This is a genomic window from Acidobacteriota bacterium (genome assembly GCA_034211275.1).
GTDB lineage: Bacteria > Acidobacteriota > Thermoanaerobaculia > Multivoradales > JAHZIX01 > JAGQSE01.
Genome location: JAXHTF010000029.1, coordinates 21,628 through 43,058 on the forward strand (window position 1 = coordinate 21,628; position 21,431 = coordinate 43,058).

Consider the following 21,431-nt stretch of genomic DNA (forward strand, 5'->3'; position numbering starts at 1 on the left):
TTCTCGGCGTGGGCGGTGGTCCCGCGCCGCCGCTCATCTTCTCACAGGCCAGTGTCTGCTGAAGCCAGTGTCCGCTGAAGCCCAGTCCCCAATGAAGCCCAGTGCCCACTGAATACCTGTCAGAGTAGGCTCACCAGGCCCCGATCGTGGAGCTGCCGCAACAGAGTCCTCGCCGCCCGCCGAGACTGCGGCTCGAGACCCTCCAGCAGCTGCCCCAGGCTCAGCTGACCGTTGCACCCCTCGAGAAACTCCAACGCCCCATCCCCCACCTGAGCGCAGCAGCCGGGGGCCGTCAGGAATCCTGGAGGCCTGGCTTCCGGATCGATATTGGCTTCCTGGTCGATACTGGCTTCCTGGTCGCTACTGGCTTCCTGGTCGCTACGGTAGACCAGCGCTACCGTCGACAGCTTCGGCCGCAGCGCCAGCCACGGATCCCGGCCGCCCTCCTGGGGATTCCATCGAAGCCATCGATTCCCCACCACCAGATGCTCCATACCGGTCTCCAACATCAGCCGCAGGGCCCGCCGGGGCTCCTCCACCGGCCAGCGACCGGCCCGCCGCAGGTGGGTCACCGCCAGCAGCGGCACGCCGGTGAGCTCGGCGAAATGCTCCAGAAGAGCCCGCAGCCGCGGGTCTCCTCCGCCGCTGTCGGGCGTCTCCGGTAGCGTCCACACCCGCACATCCACCGGCTCGAGCCCCGGCAAGCGTTTCCGCTCGCCGTGCTTCACGTCGAGGATCTGCAACTCCCCCGGCCGCGGGCGGCAACCTTCAAAGATTTTCCCAGCAGACGGCAGGGCCAGCACCCATCCGGCGCAGGGCGCCCGTCGTAGCGCTCGGCGCACCCGGGTCCGTGCCGACGCCGAGCGAGGATCCTGGAGTACCAACCCGTGCCCCGTCGCAGCACCGTCGACGACGAGAGCGCCGCCGCGAAGCCAGGCCACCGAGCCCTGCTCCACCACCAGCCCCGAGAGCAACTCCGGCAAGTCTCCAGCTTCCAGGCTTTCCAACTGCAGGCCCTGCAGCTCGAAACCTCCGAGCTCGGCAGCCTCGGTCTCCAACTCCTGCTCCAACCGCCGTCCCAGCTCCTCGTCGGCCTCGGCCAACGACAGCCGGTGCAGCCCCGACGAGGAGGTCCCAGAGTCGAGAGCGCTTTGCGCCTCGGCCAAGCCCACCGCCAGCGCCCGGCGCACGGTCTCTCCCAAGGCCCGACGAGGGTCAGCAGTCTCCGCATCCCACCAGCTCCGGAGCAGCGGTGCCACCCGCCCCGCCACCTCCACCGCATCGAAGTCCCGCAGCAACTCATCCGCCTGGGCCCACAAGCTCGCCCGCAGGGCCGCCTCTCCCTGCACCCGAGCCACCTCCGCCCGCAGCAACAGGAAGATCAGCAGCAAGTCCGGGCTCAAATCCCCCTCGTTGGCTTCCCGGGCGGCAGCGATGTGCTCCGCCGCCGCCTGCGGCTGGCGATCCCGCAGCAGCCGCCCCAGATTGAGGTGGATCAGGGTCAGCAAATAGGAATCCGGTGGATCGAAGCCTTCCACCTCTTCCAGCGTCTGCTCCTCGAGCTCCTGCGCCTCGTCGAAGCGCCCCAGGCGCAGCAGCGCCCAAGCGCTGGAGTTGCGCAGGAAGCACACCTCCCTGCGCCGCTCCTGCTCGCGGAAATACTTCAGCGGCAGCTCGAAGGTCTCCAGACCGCGCTCGAATTGGTGCAATCCGAAGACCTGAGCGTAGCCCTGGAGCCGCCCCAGGATCACCCGGGAGATCTCCTTCGTCGCCCGGGCTACCAGCGCGGAGAACTGCTCGTCCGTCTCCTCGAATCGGCCCGCCTCGTAGTACAGGAGCGCCAGCACCAGCTCCGGGTGCACCTTCTCCAGGACCTTCGGATCCTCCATGGCTCGCCGCCCGTGGTCGAGGGCGGCGGCATAGTCGGACACCCGCCATCCGTGGGCCATGGCCTGGAGCCCCGTCAGCCCCCAACCCTCGACACCGCCCAGACGCTGGTGCCGGCTGCGATCCGCCGCCAGCTCCGACACCTCAGCAGCCTGCCGATGCACCCTCATCTCCAGCTCCGCCCGCTCCGCTTCGTCCAGCGGTACCGACGCAGCTCCGGAGCGCAGGGCGACCGTCACCAGCCAGCCATCCTCCCCCACCTTCAGAATCCACTGATCCTCGGCGAGACTCTGCACGCGCCGCTCTGCCTCGTCCTCGTTCACCTCCAGGACAGAGGCGAGCTCGGCGGCCTGGAACCGCCGTCCCCAAAGCGCCGCCGCCGCCACAGCTCGTTTCTCCGGCAACGGCAGGTTCAGAAGAGCTTCCTCGCGCTCCACCCGCTCCTCCTGGGCTCCAGGCACCGGCCAGAGCTCCCAACCTTGGACGAAGCTCAGCTCTCGCAGATCTTCCGGTAGCTTCTCCAGCGGCCAGGGCACCGTCAGCAGCAAGCCGGGAAGGGGCCCGGCAGAAGGCCCCGCCGACTCCTGCCCCAGTCGCGCCGTGAGCAGCTTGAGGCCCTGCTGTTCCGTGGCGCTCAGAGGAGCCGACACGTCGATCCACAGGGGCGACCGCCCGACCCCAACCTCCGCGCCTTGTTCTTCGGCGCTACTGATTTGGCGGGTCGCCGCCAGCACCCAGCTCACCAGGTCCTCGCCGAGCCATGGGCTCACGTCGCGGCCGCGGAAGAAATCCCGCAGCCCTGCCACGTGACCTTCCAGCAGGTAGTCTGCCACCCCCGAGGCGTGTCCTCGGAAGCCCTGCAGCGGCTCCTTCCCCGCCACCGCCGGCCGCAGGCTCACCAATAGGGAACCGTAACGCCGCAGCGCCCCGGGATGAGATCGCCGGAGGCGACGAGCCAGCTCCCAGGCCAGATCCCCGAGGCAGCCCCAGGGACGACCACCGCCGTCCGCCAGGGCCATGGGAGGAAGAGGAAAGCCCAGCTCGGAGCACAGGCGCTGGACCCACCAGCCCCCGCACCAGCCCCCCGGGTCCGCCAGCACCAGCACTCCACCGGCGGAGCTCGCTCGCCGCCAGGCTGCCAACAGCTCGGCGCCGTGTTGTTGGAGACGTTGTTCTAAGTCCGCCGCGGCGTCAGCCATCGTCCGGCCCCTCGATGATCTCCCCGGGAAGAGCATCGTAGGAGGAAGTGCCGGCGGCCACGCCGTCCCGTCCTGCTGGCGGCGGCTCGTTGAGCTCGCTGAAGGGGGGCGTCAGCCAGCGCAGGGTGAAGTCCCCGGCCTTCCCGGTGGACGTCTCCACGGACTCCTTCCCGGCTTCCTCCTCCGGCGCGTTCTTCTTCGGCTTGCGCTCTTTGAGCTCTTTGCGCTCGTTACCCATCTCCAGCCGGGCCTCAGCTCGGATTTCCCACCAGCCAGTCCACCAACGAGCGCAGCAGACGGACCTCGGAGCGATAGCTGATCTTGGCCCGCCCCTGCATGCCGTCCCGCAGGTAGAAATTGCGCTCCTCCCAGACCACCCAGGGGCGCTCCAGGCGAATCCTCACTCGATAGGAGCTGGACGCTGAGGCCGTCGTCTGGGCCTGCAGGTCGACCTCCTCGACCGTTCCGTCGAAGGCCTCGAACTGGCGCTTGGGGAGGCCGCTCACCTCCACCGTCACCGGCTGTCCCCGGCGAATCTTGACGATAGCCTCCTCCGGTACCGAGGCGACGAATTGCACCGATGTGTCGTCGAGGATGGTCAACACCTCCTCGCCGGAGCCGAGGCTGCGGCGCAGCAGCTCGTTGGGCTCCGGTCCCGCCAGGACGCCGGAAGTGTCGGCGTGGATCTCCAGCGCCGCCACCTGGGAAGCCAGCTCGATGCGGCGAGATTTCAGCTGCTCCACCTCCTGGCTCAGCCGCTCGACGAGCGCGTCCAGCTCCACCATCACCCGTCGATGCTGGCTCTCGATGAGCTGCCGGCGCCCCCGGGCGGCCTCCAGGGATAAAGCATCCTCCCGCCCTTCGATCTGCGACTGCCGCAGCCGCCAGCGGGCCTCCTCCACCCGGCTGCTCGCCTCGTCCCGCTCGCTGTCGCTGATCAAGCCGGCGGCCAGCAGCTCCTCCGCCCGCCCCAGCGCGCCCGCGGCGCTGTTCAGCGACACCTCCAGCTCTCCCACCCGCGCCTGGCGCCGCTCCTGCAGCAGCTCCAGACGCCGGATCTCGGAGCGCGCCAGCTCTAGCTCCCGGGGATGACTCTCCTCCACCAGCAGCCGCCGGCGGCGCTGGGCCTCCTCCAGCGACAGCCGCGCCGCTTGCAGATCCTTCGACGCCGTTTCCAGCTCGATCTGCAGCCGGCCGTTCTCCAGCACCAGCAGCAGCTGGCCGGCTTCCACCGTCTCGCCGGGCCGGGCCGCCACCCGGGCGACGATGCCGGGAACCTCGGCCCGCACCTTCTCGAAATCCTGTACCTCCACCACCCCCGGCGCTTCCACCACCTTCTCCACCCGACCGATCCAGATCAGCAGGGCGGCGGTGGTGAAGAGCACCACGATGACCACGGGAATCATCCGGGCGGCCCAGCGAATGGCTTTCATACGGCGCTCCGCTCCGGCCGTTCAGCGTCAGCGTCCTCCGCATCCCCCTTGCCCAGCTGCTCGTCGCACAGCTGGCGGTACAGGCCGCCGCGGGCGTAGAGATCTTCGTGGGTGCCCTCTTCGACCACCGCCCCGGCGTCCAACACCACCACCCGATCCGCCCAGCGCACCGCCGAAATCCGGTGGGCGATGACCAGCACCGTGCGGTCCTCGACGAAGCCGTCCAAAGCCTCCAACAGCCGCTGCTCCGTCGGACCGTCCAGCGCCGAGGTGGCCTCGTCGAGAATCAGCACCCGGGGCTCCTGCAGGATCGCCCGGGCGATGGCCACCCGCTGCCGCTGGCCGCCGGAGAGCTTGCCGCCGCGAGGCCCCACCGCCTCGTCCAGGCCGTTCTCCAGGCCCTCCACCGTCTCCCGCAGCTGGGCCAGGTCCACCGCCCGCTGCAGCTCGTCTTCGGAAGCCTTGGGCCGGCCGTAGAGCAGATTCTCCCGCAGGCTGACGTCGAAGAGCACCGCATCCTGGGGTACCAGGGAAAGACTGCTGCGCAGGCTGTGGAGGGTCAGGTCCCGGATGTCGACCCCGTCCAGCCGAATCGCCCCGTCGTCGACGTCGTAGAGGCGGACCAGGAGCTTGCCCAGGGTGGTCTTGCCGCTGCCGCTGCCGCCCACCAGGGCCACCTTCTCCCCGGGCACCAGATCCAGCGACACCCCCCGCAACACCGGCCGATCCTCCCGGTAGGAGAAGCTCACATCCTCTACGTCCACCCGCCCCGGGGTGCCGGCGGGTAGCCGGCGAGCGTCGGGCCGCTCCACCACGTCCGGCGTCTCTCCCAGCAGAGCCATCACCCGCCGGATGCTGGCGTTGGCCCGCTGGAGGCGCGAGTACATATCCACCATGTCGCGGATGGGGTCGAAGATGCGGTTGAGGTAGGTGTAGAAGGCCACCAGCCCGCCCACCGTCAGCGCCCCCTTGAGCACCTGGTAGCCGCCCAGCCCGAGGACCACCGAAATCGCCGTGACGCTGACCATCATGGACAGCAAGCTGACCACCAGCTCGGTGCTGCGGCGGGAGACCTGCAGCCGCAGCAGATCCTTCACCACCGCGGTGAAGCGGCGCAGCTCCCGCAGCTGGCTGTTGAGCAGGTGGGTCTGCACCAGCGCCGAGAGATGCTCTTGGAGAAAGCTGCTGGTGCGCCCACCGGCCTTCTGTACCTGGTCGGAGGCGGCCTTGAGGCGGGGGTAGCCGTAGCGGCGGATGACCAGCAGCAGGGGGATCAGCGGCAGGCTGATGAGGGTCAGCTGCCAGCTGAGAATCGACATGATGAGCAGGGTCATGAAGGTCACCAACACAAACCAGATGATCGAACCCACCAGCTCCCCCGCCAGCTGCTCGATCTGGTCCACGTCCTGCTGCACCCGGTGCTGGGTCTCGCCCACCGAACGGTTGTCGTAGTGCTTCGCCGACAACCGCTGTAGATGGCGCAAGAGCTTGAGACGGATATTGAAGGCGGTGCGCTGGCCGGCGTAGAAATTGACCAGCGCCCCGAGGCCAAAGAGAGTGAAACGAAAGAGATAGACCAGGAAGAAAGCCGCCGCCGCCACTGGCAGCATCTCCCACCGGCGCCACGCCAGGACGTCGTCGATGAGCCACTTGATCACCAGCGGATCGAGCAGCTGCAGCGTCCCCGTGAGCAGCAGACAGGTGATGCGCAGCAGGTGCAGCCCGCGGAAGGGGCGTACCTGTTCGTAGAGCCAGCGGAGCTCCTTCGGCAGCCTCAAGATCCCGAGCTCTCAGCGGCCGGAGCCGTCACTCCCCACCCTCGCCGCGGGCTTTCTCCCGCTTGCGGGCCCGGCGCTTCTCCTGGTTGCGGTGATAGATCTCCACCGGTTCCATGCAGGTGGCGAGGTATTCGATATAGCTCTGGATCTCCATCTGCACCGCATCCCGCAGCGGCAGATCCCAACCCCGCAGCATCACCCGTTTGATGTGCGCCAGGCTGTCCCGGGTCTTCTCCTTCAGATCGTCGACAAAGGCCGTCACGGTCTTGCGCAGCTCCGCCCGGGGCACCGCTTCCAGGGCCAAGCCCAGCTGAGCCACCTCCGGCCCCTCCATCCAGCGCCCGCTCATGATGATCTCCATCGCCCGCTGATAGCCGATCTTGCGCGCCAGGCGCTGGGTGGCGCCGGCGCCGGGCATGTGGCCGAAGGGGGTGTGGGCGTCGCCGATGCGGGTCTCCTCGGCGATGAATACGAAGTCGCAGGACATGATCAGCTCGAAGCCGCCGGCCCGGGCCCGCCCCTGCACCATGGCGATGGTGGGGATGGGCTGCTCTTCGAGGGCGAAGAAGACGCCGTTGATCTTGTTCAGATAATCGCGGAAGTAGCGGAAATCCCGGGTCGCGTAGGCCTCGTCCAGCAGCCGCACGTCGCTGCCGATGCAGAAGGCGTCCTCGCCGGCGCCGGTGATCACCAGGGCCCGCACCTCCGGATCCTCTCCCGCCTGCCGAATGAAGGAGAGCAGCAGGTCCAGCCCTTCCAGGGTCATGGCGTTGAGCCGGTGGGGGCGGTTGAGGGTCACCCAGGCGACGCCGTCCTCGATCTCCAGCAGAACCTTGGGGGGCCCTTCCTGCACTGGCTCCTGCATCGTCTTGTCCTCGCTCATGACGCCTCCGCCGGCATCCGCATCCGCCCCCGCAGCAGCGGGAAGTCGACGCAGGGTTTGCCGTCCTTGCGTAGACCCGCCGCCATGTACTGAATGGTGTGGGCGAGCCGCGGCCGGTCCGTGCGGTTGGGCGGTGACCAATGGACCAGGTGGCAATGGTGCACCGTGGCATGGCCCGCCGGCACCTCGATGGGCACCGTCTTGGCCTTGTCCGCCTCCGCTTCCAGGAGGATCGATTCGCCCTCCATGGCCCGGTGATGGGACACGCGGCCGACGGTGTGGCTGCCCTTGAGGAAGTGCACGCAGCCGTTGTCGATGGTGGCGTCGTCGAGGGCGAGCCAGAGGGTCACCACGTGGGGAGGATCCAGATGCCAGTAGCGGTTGTCCTGGTGCAGGAAGATCTCGCCGCCGTGCCCCGGAGGTTTGTAGAAGCTCTGATCCCGCAGCAGCTGTAGATCCGGTCCCAGCAGCCCCTCCATCAGGTCCAGCAAATCGTCCCGCCGCGCCAGCCGGTCGAAGAGGGGATCCCGCGACCAGACGTCCACCAGCTGCATCACCGAGTAGGTCAGGGGCTTGCCCTTGGTCTCGGAGAGATCCCGCACCTGCGGCGACACCTCCCCGGCCTCGCCGTACATCAACTTCTCCAGATGCCCCCGCAGCTCCGCCACCTCGGCGGGCTCGAGGACCTGCCCCAACTCGACAACCCCGTCGCGCTCGAAGGTCTCCGCCAGCTCCGGCAAATTCCAGCTCATGAAATCGATTTCCTCCTGACGACAGATGAGCTCCCTAACGAATGAGAATCACGGCCGCACCGTAGTAGCTCGAGGATGGCTCCCTAGCCCACAGCCACCACCGGTTCCGGCTCCCGCTCGATCTCCGCCTCCTCCAGCTGATGCTGGTAGTGGCGGATGCGCACGAAGGGGTAGCTCTCGCCGATGGCCGCCTTGGCGAATTGCTTCAAATCGCCGGGGCGGATCTCGTATTGACGATTGACCCCCATATGGCGATCCCGATAGCGGATGGTCACCGGTCGCGCCGCCAGCTCTTCGCCTCCAGCCGGGTCACCGGTGAGATACGCCGGGAAGTCGTAGTCGTAGTGCACCTCCCGCCCCGCCTCCGGGTCGTAGTCCGGCTGCAACATGATCTCCCGCTGGTAGCGCAGCACCTGCTCCAGCTCCTCCCCCGCCTCGAAGCCGTGCTTCGTTCCCAGGTGCTCGATGAACTCGGCCAGCTGGTCGTAGAGCTCTCCATGGCGCGCCGCCAGGCACAGCCAGCCCCAATCGTCCGGCGTCCATCCCCGGCGCCGGCCGTAGGCGGAGAGCTTCTCCACCAGCTGCGGCTGGCTGGCGATGAGGTTGATCTGGGGAATCTTCGGATCCCGCTGATAGCGGCGGTAGAGATCCCGCAGCTCCCCCAATACCTCACCGAGAGCGCTCTCCGGACGGTCGAGGAAATAGCGCTGGATCCCTTCGTAGAAGTCGTAGTACGCCAGACCGTAGCGCCGCCGCAGATGAATCGACAGGTAGCGCGTGTAGCAGCCGTTGTGGAGGAATTGGATCATCTGGGCAAAGACCGAGGCGTCCACCCAATCCTCGCGGCTCATGGCCGCCGTCTCGAACACCACCTGCACCGTCTCCACCTCGTCCTGGGGGGTGCCGGGGCGCTCCAGGTACATGGTCTTCTCCACCGTCTGGATCCGGTACTCCGGCAGCCGGGGGTCGTCGTTGATGGGGGCGTTGGGCAGGATGTCGAATTCATAGACCCGCAGATCCTCGTGGTTGCCCGCCTCCAGCAGCGAGCCGATGCCGCGCTTGAAGGACTCACCGCTCTCCTTCGGCAGCCCGAGGATCAACTCCGTGTAGGTGTGGATCCCCGCCTCGGCGTAGCGTTCCTTGAGGTCGGTGTAGCGGTCGATGCCGATATTCTTGCGGTCGATGGCCTCGAGCACCTCGAGGTTGGTGCTCTGCATCGACAGGGTGGTCCCCATGAGCATGTCCGCCTCGGCCCAGCTGCGGCTGATCTCGAACACCCGGTCGTTGGAGTTCTTGGCGAAGTTCACCCGCACCTGCTTGGGGAAGCCATAACGCTGGTGGGCGCGCACCAGGCCGTGGGCGATGTCCACGTCCCGGGGCAGGATGCCGAAGTTGGCATCGCAGATGAAGACGTTGGGCACCCGCTCGCGGCCGAAGAACTCGACGTCGGCTTGGATCGAGAGATCCTCGAAGCGCCGCACCTTGCTCATGGTGGCGGAGCCCCAATCGCAGAAGGAGCACGAGAAGGGGCAGCCGCGGTTGGTCTCCCAGGGCGCGTAAAAGCGCAGATTCTTCTCCCGGCACAGCTCGATGGCGTCGTTCATCAGCCCCTCGGTGTAGGGGCTGCGCAGGGGGATGTCCCGGGGCAGCTTGTCCCCCGGGCCGGTGTGCACCAGCTCGCCGTCGCGCAGGAAGCTCAGGCCGCCGACCCGGCTCCAATCCGGCTGTCCGTTGGCGCTTCTCTCCAGGTTCTCCCGCAGCAGCTGGCGGAAGGGGATCTCCCCCTCTCCGTGGATCAGCAGGTCGACGTAAGGGTGCAGCTCGAGGAAATCTCCCACCCGGTTGGGCACGTGGGGTCCACCGGCCACCACCAAGACGTCCGGATGGCGCTGCTTCACGAGCCGCGCGATCTTCATCTGCTTGCGGAAGTTCCACACGTAGCAGGAGAGGCAGAGGATCGCCGGATCCTCCATGCGCTCGACGATGGCCTCTGGGCGTTCGATGAGGAAGAAGGCCTCGCCGAAGCGGTACTCCTCCGCCACCACCGGGTCCTCCTGGGCATAGACCTGGAGGAGGCCGTGGACGTAGGGCAGGAAGGGCACGGCATTGAGCACTGCGGTGTAGATATTTCTCATCGCCCCGCTCCCTTGAATGAATTCCGGAGAGGCTCTCCGGCGCTCTCCTCGGTGGTCATCGATCCCCCGGATCCGGCTCCCGGCTCACCGTCTGCACCGGCCGGCCCTTGTCCAAGAACTCTTCCATCTTCTGCCGCGGCTGACCGCTGGAGAAGGCCTGAGTGTGAGCGTAGCTGGCGTGCACCGCCAACGCCTCCTGCTCCTGCAGCGCCAGCAGCCGCAGCCGCTCCTTGGTCAGGCGGAACGCCAGGGCCGGCTTGGAGGCCATGTCCAGAGCCAGGTCGAGGGTGCGCTCCAACAGCTTGCCCGCCGGCTGGATCTGGTTGAGCAGCCCCCACTCCAAGGCCTCGTCGGCGTAGATCCGGCGGTTGGTCAGCGCCATCTCGGTGGTGCGGCTGCGGCCGATGACGTCCCATAGGGTCCAGACCCCGAGGATGCAGGGAATGGCGTCGTCCAGCTCCGGCATGGCGAAGAAGGACTCGGGGCTGCCGATGCGCAGATCCGCCAGCAGCGCCATCTGCAGACCGGCACCGACGCAGCAGCCGTCCACCGCCGCCAGCAGCGGTCCGGGGTAGGACAGCAGGGCCCGGTAGAGCTCCATGTGCTCCTCGATCCAAAAGCGGATGTAGCCGGGTTCGAAGTCCTTCGCTTCGGAGAGATCCTGGCCGGCGCTGAAGGCCGACTCCCGGCTCGCTAACACCACCGGGCGAGCCTCCTCCGCGGCCTCCCGAAACCACTTCGCCAACCCCAGCCGCACCTCCCGGGTGAGGGCGTTGCGCTTCTTCGGCCGGTTGATGATGAGCACCTGAGCACCGCGCTGATCCTGAACGTCGAAACCTGAATCCATACCTGTCACCAACCTCCTCAAACCATCCCGGCGCCGCTCACCGGCCCCGATCGCCAGCCCTGTTGACTGAGCAGATGGCCCTGGCGCACCGCCTCCAGCATGCGCCCGAAGGCACCGCCGGAGGAGAAATAAAAGACCGAAGGATCGTCCTGATCGTTGAGCCCGGGGCGCTGGCGCTGGGCGGTGCGTTCCAGGAGATCCGCGAACGCGCGGTAGAAATGGGATTCCGGCATCTTGGTGGGGTAGAGGCTGTGGTAGCAGTCGTAGAGATCCGGGTTGTCCGAGATCAGCTGATCCCGGGTCTGCTCGTAGAGCACCGTGCCGGGGAGCGGCGTCAGCACAGAGAAGCTCGGCATGTCGATGCCCAGCTCCTCGACGGTGCGCGCCACCCGATCAAAGTCGTGAAGCTGATACTCGGGCTTGATGATGAAGTTGGTGCGCACCTTCACCCCGAGACTGTGGAAGAGGTCCACGGCACCGCGGGTCTCGCTGGCGTGGGCGCCCTTCTCGTATTCGTCCAGCTCGGCGTCGCTCATGGACTCCGCCCCCACCAGCACCGAGTCGAGGCCGATCTCCGCCCAGCGGGTGATCACCTCCGGATTGCGCAGGGCGGTGTCCGCTCGCACGTACATGTGGTACTTCTTGCGGATCCCCGACTCTTCGATGGCATCCGCCAGCAACGACATGCGCCGCGGCTGGATGAACGCCTCGTCGTCTACCACGTAGATGCTGTCCCCCTGCACCGCTTCCAGCTCCGCCAGCACCCGCGGCACGTCCTTGGTCAGGTACCGCCGGTCGGTCATCCGCCACAGGGAGCAGAAGTTGCATTTGTAGGGGCAGCCGGCGGAGAAACGCATCAGCACCACCGGCCGGTAGACCGAGTGGAAATAGCTTTCCCGATGCCGCGCCACCGGCGAGCGGTCCGGGAAGGGCATGGAATCCAGCGTCTCCAGGTCCGGCTGGTAGCGCAGGTGGGCTCGTTCCGCGAACCGGCCGGCGCTGGGGATGGGTTCGACCAGGTCGCCGTGCTTTTCCAGCTGGGCCACCAGCGCCTTGAGGGGCGCCGCCCCTTCTCCCACCACGATGTAATCCGCCGGCAGCCCGTCCAGCCATTCGCCGCTCATGGTCGGATGGTGACCGCCGACGACGATGGGAACGTCCGGCCACAGCCGCCGCACGTCGGCAGCGATCTCGTGCACCGCCCGCACGATGGTGGTGTAGGGGATCGCCAGCCCCACCAGGTCCGGCGCCTCACCGCCGGCGAGGGATTCCAGCGGCGGATCCAGGCGCAGGTCGTGGATGTGCACGTCGTGGTGCGAGCGCAAAGCCCCCGCCAGATATTCCAGCGGCAGGGGCTCGGCGCAGCTGAGCTCGTCGCTGAGCACCGAGCGCTCGTTGCGGGGCCAGATCAGGAGCACTCTCATGGCGAATCCTCCGAGAATTGAGCTTCGGCGGCGACGGTGGGGGCACCGGAGGCCGGGGCCATCCGTCGTTCGAAAAGGGCGAGAAAGCGCCGGCGCAGGATCTGAGCCTGGCCGGTCATGGAATCACTTCCCAGGACTTCGGCGAAGAGGGCGCCCATGGACGACCCCTGGTGGATCCCCACCTTGCGCCGCCAGGCCACCTCCGGGGGCAGGAAGCGCTCCACCGCCCGCCGCAGGACGAATTTCACCTCGCCCTCCCGCACCTTCAGCCGCGCGCGCAGGGACAGGCCGAGGCTCTTCACCTCCGGGACCCAATAGGGGTAGCGCACCACCACTCCGGAGCGGCGGGCGAAGGCCGGGGCCATCTCGTTGGTTGGCACCGTCAGCTCCACCTGGTGGCGAATCAGGGCTTCCAGGCGTTCCTCTTCGAGACTCGTATCCACCGCCCCGGCGAAGACCAGGTCGGCACCGTAGCCGGTGACGAAGAGCGGATGCTCGCTGCCTACGCGGCGGTAGAGATAGGCCGCCGGGGCCGCGATCTGCAGGGTCAGGGGATCCCAGGTTTCGAGCCCCCAAAGCAGCTCGTCGAGCAGCGACTCCAGATCCTCCGGCAGCATCATCAACTCGCGATGCTCGCTGCCCAGCCACTCCGCCACCTCCCGGGCCTGCTCGAATTCGTCGCCGAAGGGACTGCCAACGGTGAAGGTGTGCAAGCGCTCCACCCGCTGCGCCGCCAGTGCCGCCACCGCCGACGAATCCACCCCGCCACTGAGGGAGACCGCCACCTCCCGGGCGTCTCCCACCAGGCGCTCCACCGCCGCCTCCAGGCCCCGGGCCACCACCTCCGCCGCGGCGTCCAGATCCACCGCCTCCGCCGCCGGCAGGGGCGCCCCGTGGCGCTGGACCTCCACCACCCGCCACGGGGTCGTGGCGGCGTCGCTGGCAGCGGCGTCGGCCACCGGCTCGAGGATCACCAGCCCCGCCGCCGGAACCGCCTCGATGCCTCCGAACACCGACTCCCCCACCGCCGGCAGCGGCCGCCCGCCGTCGGCCCCCGGCAGCTCGGCTAGAGAGTCCGGCACCAACCCCAACAAGACCTTGGCCTCGCTGGCGAAGGCCGGGCTCCGGGTAAAGAAGAGCGGGCAGCCGGCGTCGTCGTCGGTCCACAGGAAGAGTCGCTCCGGAGTCCACAGGGCGCCGCAGTAGCGGGCGAAACCCTCGCGGCACCAGGCGATAAGGGCCATCGGGTCGCCGGCTGCCAGAGCGCCTTCCGGTGGCGGGCCGGAGGAGTTCAAACGATCCCCCCAAACCGCGAAGCCACGGGAGTCATCCCCTCGGATCAGGCCGCTCCAGCCGCGCTCGGCGGGCTCGCCGGCCCAGACCTTCCAATGCGCTCCCCGATGCTCTTGCAACTCGTCTCCCGCCAGGCCCGCCAGCCGCGCCAGCGCCTGGCCGCTGAGCCCCACGGAATGCTTTGCGCCGGCCAAGGCTCCCATCAATACACCCCCTCGACCTTGCCTTCGACGGTGAACTCGGGGCTGTAGGGATCGCCGATCCAATCCCAGGGATAGCGCTCCGCCCAGGCCCCGAAGGGTTTGACCCGCACTGCCCGGTCCCGCTCCCAGAATCCCGGAATCAGGGAATCCTCCGTCAGCCGGTAGGTCGCCACCTGCCCCTCCTGGCCGTAGTCCACGGCGGCGCCGTTCTCACCCACCGGGGAGAGCAGGATCATCGGCGAGCTGGGCACGTAGATCACCCGATAGTCGTCCGCCGGCTCGTGGAGCTTTTGATAGCTGATGCCGGTGGTGGAGGTGCCGTACATGCCGACGATGGGGATGCCCGGGAAGACCTCCTCCGACACCAGCTTGTTGGTGTCCGGCTCCATGGTGGTGCCGGCGTGGACGATGGCTTTGAGCGAGTCGAAGAGGGAGCGGTCCAGGTGCTCCGGCAGCTGCTCCAGGAGCCGGGAGGTGCAGAACATCACCTCGCAGCGCTGGCTCTCCACTACCGCCCGCACCTGATCCCAGATGTGCCGGATGTAGCGATCCGAGGCCTCGGTCATCCCCTCCGTACCGAAGATCTTGACGATGCGCGGATCGAGATCGATGGAGAAACAACGCCCTCCCCGATGCTCGGCGATGGAGACCACCAGACGGCCGGTGGTGTGGGGCCCCATGGGCCCGATGAACAGCCAGTTGACGTTCCGGGGAACCCCGTGGCCGTCGAGGAACTCGTCGGTGAAGTCGAGAATCCGCCGCCAGTACTGGCTATCCCAATTTCCGTGCTTGGCGGGTCCGGTGGTGCCGCCGGTCTGGGACACCCAGATCCACCGGTCGCTGGCCAGTACGCTGGCGGGAATGAAATCCTCCACCGGCCGGTGACGGGTGGCGTGCTCGAAGGCCTTCTGATCCGCAGCGTCGCGGAATCCCACCCGGCGTTGGAACTCGTCGAAGCCGTGCACCCGCCGGTAGGCCTCCGCCCCCAGCCGCCGGTCCCGTTCCAGCCAGTAGGGCGTGCCGGAATCGGGATGGAGGTGCACCTCGACGATGTGGCGGATGTACTCGTCGCTCACCGCGCTCAGCGCCGAAGGCGGGCGCAGGACTCCCAGGTTTCCGCTCATCGCTGCTCCACCCCCCGCGGTCCCGCGGACGCTGCGAGCACCGACTTCTTGTGGAAGAGAAAGTCCGCCAAGAAACCCTCGTGGGGCTCGTCGGGGCGGTAGCCGTGGTCGAAATCCTCGTCGGCGAAGACCTTGTCCACCGTCGGTTCGAGAGCCAACACCTGCGCCAAATCCTCGTCGCAGCCCACCGGCGCCGTGATCAACGAGCCCCGGCAAAGGGCCGGAATCTGTGCCGGCGTAGCGGCGGTGACGGTGACGAAGGGGAACGGCAGCTCGGCGCCGAAGAGGGGGTCTCCGGCCTCCAACAGGATCACCGTGGGTCGCAGAAAGGCCAGTCCGTCGATTTCCTGCCCCAGAGGGCCAGCCCCCGCCTCGTGGCTCAAATCTCGCGCCCCTCGAGCTAGAGCGCCCTCGATCATCGCCGCCACCGCTGCCCGCCGCTGGGGATCGGGAAAGGCGGGAACGATGGCCGCCGGATCCTCCAGAGGCAGCACGGGGTAGCGTTGCAGCGCGCCGGCCAGCTCGAGCCCGGCGGCCGCCGCGTCGCCGAAGTCCTCGCTGGCGACCACCAGGGAGCTGGCGTTGGTACACAGCCGCCCACATCCCTGCACCACCATGCGCGCCAGGCGATGCCAAAAATCCTTCGGCCGGGGGCCGGGGCCGAGAATCACCTTGCTGCGCCCCTGATGATAGGTGCGCAGCGCCGCGCCCCGGCGTAGCAGCTCCGCCGGTGGATCACCGGGCCACACCACCTGGTCCGCCCGCTGCCAGAAGAGCGGCGTGTCGCCGTAGGCCAGAGACAGCGCCCCCGCCGGCAGTCCCGCCTCCTGCAGTGCCAGGGCGAAAAGCGCCGCGGTGAAGGGATCCTCGTCGGGGGCGTTGAGCAACACCGGCCGCCGAGCCGCCAGGGCCTGAAGCCAGGTGACATTGATGGTGGGAGAATTGCCCGGAATCCGCACCGCCACGGTGCGTCCCGCCGGCAACCAGCGCCAGGACGCGCCGGTGGCGCCGGTACGATAGGCCTCCAAGGAGCGGCCCGGAGCCTGCTCCCGCAAACAGCCTTCCAGATTCAATAGGGTGTCCGTCAGGGTGCGCCAGGAGCGCAGGATGCGCTGGTGCGGCAGCCCGGAGGTGCGGCTGGCTCGCTTCGCCACCGGCTCCAGAACGCAGCCGCCGTTGCGATCCTCCAACCCGCTCGTGTCTTCCAGCCGGCGGGCGAGTGCCTCGCCGGCGCGCCGAAAGATCCCCAGCCACTCCTCCTCGGAAGGCTCTCGCAACCTCTCCCAGCAGGCCTCTGCCCGCTCCACCATGCGCAGCTGCAGCAGCCGCGGGGCCGTAGCCACCCGCACCTCCGGCTCTTCCTGCGCCGCCGGCAGCGGACGCTGGGCGTAGGTGGTGTAGGGCGCACCGGCGAGCAGCGCCGGCAGCTCTGCCTGCAACAAGGCCTGGAGCTCTCCGAGGCCGGACGCCGGCGCGGACGGCTGCTCCGGAAGCTGCCCCGAAAGCTGCCCCGAAAGCTGCTCAGGCAGCGCGGTCATGAAGGAGATGCCCCGGCGGCCACTTCCTCACTCACGCGGTTCTGAACTTCTTCCAGCGGAGCCAAATGGGCGATGCGCTGGTACTTCCCGCGCCGGGTGGGAGCCATGTCCTCGTACAGCCGGTTGAGCTCTTCCAGCGAGCAGGCCGGGCTCGAGGTCACGGGGATGTGGCCGGTAAAGCAATCCGTGTCGTGCACCTCCAGCGTGTAGTCGCACTGCTGGCTCATGGCCGCCTGCACCTGCGGGGTGAAGGGCACGAAGAAGCACGGAGAGACGATGTCGTGGCGGCGACTGTCCACCCGCTCCTCCAGCCATTGGAGGGTGTAGCGCATGGCGGCGTCGGACTCGCCGGGGATGCCCAGGATCAAGGTCGCCTGGACGCCGATTCCTCCCTGGCGCATGTGGTCCAGGGCGTTCTCCAGAACCCCTTCCTTGAGGGGTCGGGCGACGGTCTTGAGCAGGTCGGGGTTGAGGGTCTCCACCCCCATGAGGATGCGGAAGCAGCCGGCTCGCCGGAGCCGCCGCACCGTCTCCTCGTCGATGTGATCCGGCCGCGCTTTCATCTCCCATTCGACAAAGCGACTGTAGCCGGCGGCCTCCAGGGTGTCGCAGAAATCAAACACCCACTTCTTCTGCTCGAGGAAATCGTCGTCCTCGATGCGGATGCGGTCGATGCCGTACTCCTCCACCAGCACCCGCACCTCGTGCATCACCCGATCGAGGCTGAAATTGCGCTGGCCGCGGCCCCAGTGGTGGCGGGAATAGCAGTAGGAGCAGGCGTAGGAGCAGCCGCGGCTGGTGAGCAGATTGCCGGCCCGGCCCCGGGAGATGCGCCGGTAGAGATCCATGTCGATGAGGTCCCGGGCGGGCAGCGGCAGCGCGTCGAAGTCGTGGATGGGCATGGGCGCAGGATTCTGCACCGCCTTGCCGTCACCGTTGAGGTAGGTGATGCCCTGCACCTCCGGCAGCGCCGCCCGCCCCTTTTGCTCGTAGAGATAGATCAGCTGGGAGAAGGAGACCTCCGCCTCCCCGGCCACCACCACATCCGCCTCTTCGTTCTCCACCAGCTGGGCCGCCAGAGGACCGGCGCCGACGCCACCGAGCACCGTCAGGGCTTTGGGGAAGCGCGCTCGCACCTCGTCCAGGAGCCGCACGCCGTTCTTCAGGCTGGAGGTCGAGACCTGCACTCCGACAACGTCCGGATTGCGGCCGGCGAGGCACGCGCTGGGCGGGGCCCAGGGACGATCGATGACGAAGAGCTGATCATCCAGAACCTCGACCTGGACACCGCGGGTATCGAAGAAGGTGCCCTCACGGAGGACCGCAGCCAGCGAAAGGACCCCCTGATGCGGGGCGCTGATGCTCTCTCCTGTGTAGGCAGACCGGCGAGCGCTGACGAGAAGAATATTCAACGCCTGATGCTCCTCTAGCAACGGAGGCTGCAATCAGCGAGGACGGCGAAAGCCCGACGCCTTGCAGGCTCCAAGAAAATTCGCGGGCACAGGAGGTTTCGACTTCGTCGACCTCCTCAGCCCGATGGCTCGATGACCCCAACAGCTCGCTAAGCCAACGCACCCACGGAGTGCACAAACAGAAACGGACGCGGGCGGTTGGAAACCGCTCCGCGTCCGTCGGGATGACTCGCTTCTACGCGATGCGCGGAGCGAGGGCTCAGCCTTCGGTGCCGGTGCGCAGCTGACCCGGGGTCGAAATGGTTCCGAACTCCTGTTCGGAGCTGCCGGCGCCAGCCTTGAAGCGGTAGCGCAGGACCTCGTAGGCGAAGCGGGCGTTGGCGACGGCGAAGTTGCCACCGTTGAGCAGGGCCACGTCGATGGCGTCGAGGATCATCGCCTCGTTGGCACCGTGGTTGATGGCCCGGGTGATCGTCCAGTCGATGGAGGACTCGCTGCCGGCCTGGACGGCCGTGCCAAGGGCAACGAGGATGCGGTGCACCTGGTCGAGACCGCCGTCGCGGCCCTTCTCGCCGAAGACCTCCGCGGTGTTCTCCATCATGCGCGCATAGAGCGGAGACGACTTGCGGAGCTTGGCCTCGTTCTCCCGGCGGTTGGCAGCGATCTGGTTGGCTCTTTCTTCAACCTTGTCCTTGCTGTAGCTCACCATGCCCTCCTTGTCTAAGGTAGTTCGTACTTATGATCCTAGACCAGAGCAACCAAGGGGTCAAGAAAAAATAGAGAATCAAGAATATTTCAAGATGCATCTTCGGGAGATAGAATCCCCCGGACCGCGGTGCCCCGATCCTCGGCCTCGAAAACCCGGACTCGTCAAGGACTCTCGCAACATGCCCCAAGCCCTCCAACGCTCCTCTTCCACACTTCTCTTCCGTCCTTTCTGGCTCTTCCTCCTGGGGGTCCTGCTCACTCTCAGCGCTCCTCTCCACGGCGACGCCCCGCGCCAGGATCGGTCAGCCCAGCCCTCGACCACCGGCGCCGGAGCCCAACGTGGCACCCCAACCTCCCTGGCCCAGGCCTTCGGCGACCTCGACGGCATCTTCCTCGCCACCGATCTGGCCGGCGAGGAGATCGCCTCGTTCTACAGTGAAGGCACCGCGGAGCGCGCCACCGAGCGCTTCCCCCCCTGCTCCACCTTCAAAGTCCCCCACGCCCTCATCGCCCTCGACCTGGGCGTCGTCACCGAGGAAAGCTCCACCAAGGCCTGGGACGGTGAGGCCAAGGCCTACGACGTCTGGGAGCGGGACCAGGACCTGGCCTCCGCCATCCGCTATTCGGTGGTGTGGTACTTCCAGCAGATCGCCCAAGAGGTCAACCCGCAGCGCATGCAGACCTACCTCGACCGCCTGGACTACGGCAACCGCGACATCTCCGGCGGCCAGACCCGTTTCTGGCTCACCAGCAGCCTCGAGATCTCCCCCGCCGAGCAGATCCGCTTCCTCCGGCAGCTCTACAAGGAAGAGCTCCCCATCGCCAAAGAGCACCAGCTAGCGGTGCAGCAGATGCTGGTGCAGCGGGAAGAAGACGGCTATCAATTCTCCGGCAAGACCGGCAGCTGCCTCGACGAGAAAGACGGCCCCTCCGGCTGGTTCATCGGCCACCTCCGAACCCCCGAAGGCCAGGAAGTCGTCTTCGCCACCCACGTGGCCGGCGAGACTGCCAAGGGGACGACGGCGCGGAAGATTAGTCTGGAGTTGTTGCGGGAGCTGGGGTTGCTGCCGGCGGAGGATGAGGAGAAGGACGCTAGCTAGGCGGGGATGGCCCGTTCCCAAACCGGCCCTGCCGCCGCCCCGAAGGAAGGCCCACCCAGGATATGCGGCTCGAAGCGCAGCCGCCCCTTCCCCACCGGCCGGCGGATTTCCACCTCCAGCTGCCAGCTCTCTCCCGGGGCCACCGGACGCGGGAGGGGGATCCAGGGGCGGGGGTCAATCAGGCGCTCTTCGCCTGCCGCGTCCTCCACCACCTGTATCTCCAACGCCACCCCACCGGGGCCACTGCGTCCGGGGAGCCAGCGGTCGGGACCGGTGTTGCGGAACTCGATCTGCAGGCGGCGACGTTCGCCGGGTGCCCAGGGTGCGTCGGCGCCGGTGACCGTCAGCTCACCGCGGGGAGCGGTCCAGGTGAGGCTGGTAGGGGGCACGTCTTGGGGAGCCTGGTAGCCCGGCGGTTCCAGCTCCGCCAGCTCGGCGCAAGCCTCCGCGATGGCCGCCGCGGCGCGTTCCGGAGCGTGGACCTCCGCCACGTGACGGCGGGCGGCGCGGCCCATGCGCTGTAGGGCCTCCGGCTCCGCCAGAAGCTCCCGCAGCCGCGCCGCCAGGATCTCCATCTCGTCGTCCCCCAACGGCACCTTCAGCGCCACCGCGTCCGGCAGCTCGGCGAATTGAGCGAAGTCGGAGACGATGGCCGGGCGGCCGGCGGCGAGGATTCGCAGCAGTGAAGCAGAGGTCTCGCCGGCGGTGGGATAGCGCAGGTTGAGGCAAAGGTCGGTGGCGGCGATGGCGGCTTCGAAGTCTTCGTAGGGCAGGAAGCCGGTGATGTGCACCCGCTCCGCCACCCCGACGTCCCTCGCGATGCCCTCCAGATTCGCGTGCTCCGATACCTGCCCAACGATGAGCAGGTGCACCGACTCGAGCCCCGGCTGCGCCAGCGCCTCCACCACCGTGCCGGTGCGCTTGATAGGGGTCTGGAAGCCGAAGGAACCGAGCACCGGCGCCGCCAGCGGCAACCCGAAACGCCGCCGCAGGTCCCTAGCAGCCTCTTCCGAGTCCGCCGCATCCGCCGCCAGCGGCACCCCCATGGGCACCACCCGCACTGGGATCCGCGGATCCTCCTCGCCGATGCGCTCGGCGGCCCAGCGGTTGTGCACCAGCACGCCGCGCTGGCGTTGCAGCAGCGTGCGGTGGGCGGGCAGGGAAAAGAGGGACGCGTTGCTGTAGCCTCCCCAGCGCCGCGGCTGGGCGATGACCTGTCCCAACCAGCCGTGGTCGGCGGCGAGGCGCTCTTTGTAGGGCACGTGGACGCCGACCCCCAGGGTTTCCTCCATCAGCAGATGGTGCAGCACCAGGTCGTGCAACGTCAGTACCCCCGGATACTCCATCGCCAGCCGCTCCACGTCCCGGTGGTAGCGGTTGTTGCCCATCTGGTAGAGAGGCAGGCGCCCCGCGCCGTCCTTACCCCAAGCCCGCGCCGCCTCTCGCAACGCAGCTTCCGCCGGCACCGGCTGCCACCGCTCCGCCACCTCCTCCGCCACCGGCTGGTCGGGCAGCTGCAACACCCGCACGTCGCACACCTGCGCCAACGCCGGCAGCAGGTCGACGCTGTAGTCGGAGATGCCGGAGCGCACCGGAGGGAGGGGAGAGATGTAGTCGAGGGTGGGTTTCATGGGATTTGGGTTGGGTATGAGCGTGGCTTGCTGGGTTGGGCGTTTGGTTGTTGGGAACAAGGCCCTCACCCTCGATCCCTCTCC

General features: G+C 67.8%; 16 protein-coding genes. 1 reads left to right on the top strand and 15 read right to left on the bottom strand.

Features of this window, described 5'->3' with window-relative positions; genetic code table 11:
- Nucleotides 1-119: 119 nt before the first annotated feature.
- The 14 genes from SX243_07370 to SX243_07435 all read right to left on the bottom strand — a co-directional run bounded on the left by SX243_07370 (nt 120) and on the right by SX243_07435 (nt 18,617).
- Complete coding sequence (locus tag SX243_07370) at nt 120-3,086, bottom strand: carbamoyltransferase C-terminal domain-containing protein (GenBank protein ID MDY7092774.1); 2,967 nt, start codon at nt 3,084-3,086, stop codon at nt 120-122.
- The gene (locus SX243_07375; GenBank protein ID MDY7092775.1) at nt 3,079-3,324 is read right to left on the bottom strand and encodes a hypothetical protein; all 246 of its coding nucleotides are present in this window, start codon (nt 3,322-3,324) and stop codon (nt 3,079-3,081) included. The genes SX243_07370 and SX243_07375 overlap by 8 nt, the downstream gene beginning before the upstream one ends.
- A gap of 13 nt (nt 3,325-3,337) precedes the next feature.
- A complete protein-coding gene (locus tag SX243_07380; protein MDY7092776.1) occupies nt 3,338-4,519 on the bottom strand; it encodes an HlyD family efflux transporter periplasmic adaptor subunit in 1,182 nt (393 codons plus the stop codon).
- Nucleotides 4,516-6,297, bottom strand: a complete 1,782-nt coding sequence (locus tag SX243_07385; protein ID MDY7092777.1) for an ABC transporter ATP-binding protein — start codon at nt 6,295-6,297, stop codon at nt 4,516-4,518. Before SX243_07385 ends, SX243_07380 begins: the two co-directional genes overlap by 4 nt.
- Nucleotides 6,298-6,325: 28 nt before the next feature.
- Nucleotides 6,326-7,180 (bottom strand): enoyl-CoA hydratase/isomerase family protein, encoded by an 855-nt coding sequence (locus SX243_07390; protein MDY7092778.1) that lies wholly within the window; start codon nt 7,178-7,180, stop codon nt 6,326-6,328.
- A complete protein-coding gene (locus tag SX243_07395) occupies nt 7,177-7,932 on the bottom strand; it encodes a phytanoyl-CoA dioxygenase family protein (GenBank protein MDY7092779.1) in 756 nt (251 codons plus the stop codon). Before SX243_07395 ends, SX243_07390 begins: the two co-directional genes overlap by 4 nt.
- Nucleotides 7,933-8,015: 83 nt before the next feature.
- Nucleotides 8,016-10,067 (bottom strand): cobalamin-dependent protein, encoded by a 2,052-nt coding sequence (locus SX243_07400; GenBank protein MDY7092780.1) that lies wholly within the window; start codon nt 10,065-10,067, stop codon nt 8,016-8,018.
- A gap of 55 nt (nt 10,068-10,122) precedes the next feature.
- Nucleotides 10,123-10,914: an enoyl-CoA hydratase/isomerase family protein gene (locus SX243_07405; GenBank protein MDY7092781.1), complete on the bottom strand. Its 792-nt coding sequence runs from the start codon at nt 10,912-10,914 to the stop codon at nt 10,123-10,125.
- Nucleotides 10,915-10,931: 17 nt separating this feature from the next.
- The gene (locus tag SX243_07410) at nt 10,932-12,338 is read right to left on the bottom strand and encodes a radical SAM protein (protein MDY7092782.1); all 1,407 of its coding nucleotides are present in this window, start codon (nt 12,336-12,338) and stop codon (nt 10,932-10,934) included.
- The gene (locus SX243_07415) at nt 12,335-13,825 is read right to left on the bottom strand and encodes an asparagine synthase C-terminal domain-containing protein (protein ID MDY7092783.1); all 1,491 of its coding nucleotides are present in this window, start codon (nt 13,823-13,825) and stop codon (nt 12,335-12,337) included. The genes SX243_07410 and SX243_07415 overlap by 4 nt, the downstream gene beginning before the upstream one ends.
- A gap of 8 nt (nt 13,826-13,833) precedes the next feature.
- Nucleotides 13,834-14,958 (bottom strand): AMP-dependent synthetase, encoded by a 1,125-nt coding sequence (locus SX243_07420; protein ID MDY7092784.1) that lies wholly within the window; start codon nt 14,956-14,958, stop codon nt 13,834-13,836.
- A complete protein-coding gene (locus SX243_07425; protein MDY7092785.1) occupies nt 14,955-16,496 on the bottom strand; it encodes an aldehyde dehydrogenase family protein in 1,542 nt (513 codons plus the stop codon). The genes SX243_07420 and SX243_07425 overlap by 4 nt, the downstream gene beginning before the upstream one ends.
- Nucleotides 16,493-17,908, bottom strand: a complete 1,416-nt coding sequence (locus SX243_07430) for a radical SAM protein (protein ID MDY7092786.1) — start codon at nt 17,906-17,908, stop codon at nt 16,493-16,495. Before SX243_07430 ends, SX243_07425 begins: the two co-directional genes overlap by 4 nt.
- 259 nt (nt 17,909-18,167) lie before the next feature.
- The gene (locus SX243_07435; GenBank protein MDY7092787.1) at nt 18,168-18,617 is read right to left on the bottom strand and encodes a carboxymuconolactone decarboxylase family protein; all 450 of its coding nucleotides are present in this window, start codon (nt 18,615-18,617) and stop codon (nt 18,168-18,170) included.
- Between the two features lie 178 nt (nt 18,618-18,795).
- Here SX243_07435 and SX243_07440 point away from each other — a divergent pair, with 178 nt between their 5' ends.
- Nucleotides 18,796-19,716, top strand: coding sequence for a penicillin-binding transpeptidase domain-containing protein (locus tag SX243_07440; GenBank protein ID MDY7092788.1), 921 nt, complete (start codon nt 18,796-18,798; stop codon nt 19,714-19,716).
- Here SX243_07440 and SX243_07445 read toward each other — a convergent pair.
- Complete coding sequence (locus tag SX243_07445) at nt 19,713-21,347, bottom strand: glycosyltransferase family 4 protein (protein MDY7092789.1); 1,635 nt, start codon at nt 21,345-21,347, stop codon at nt 19,713-19,715. The genes SX243_07440 and SX243_07445 overlap by 4 nt on opposite strands.
- Nucleotides 21,348-21,431: the final 84 nt, after the last annotated feature.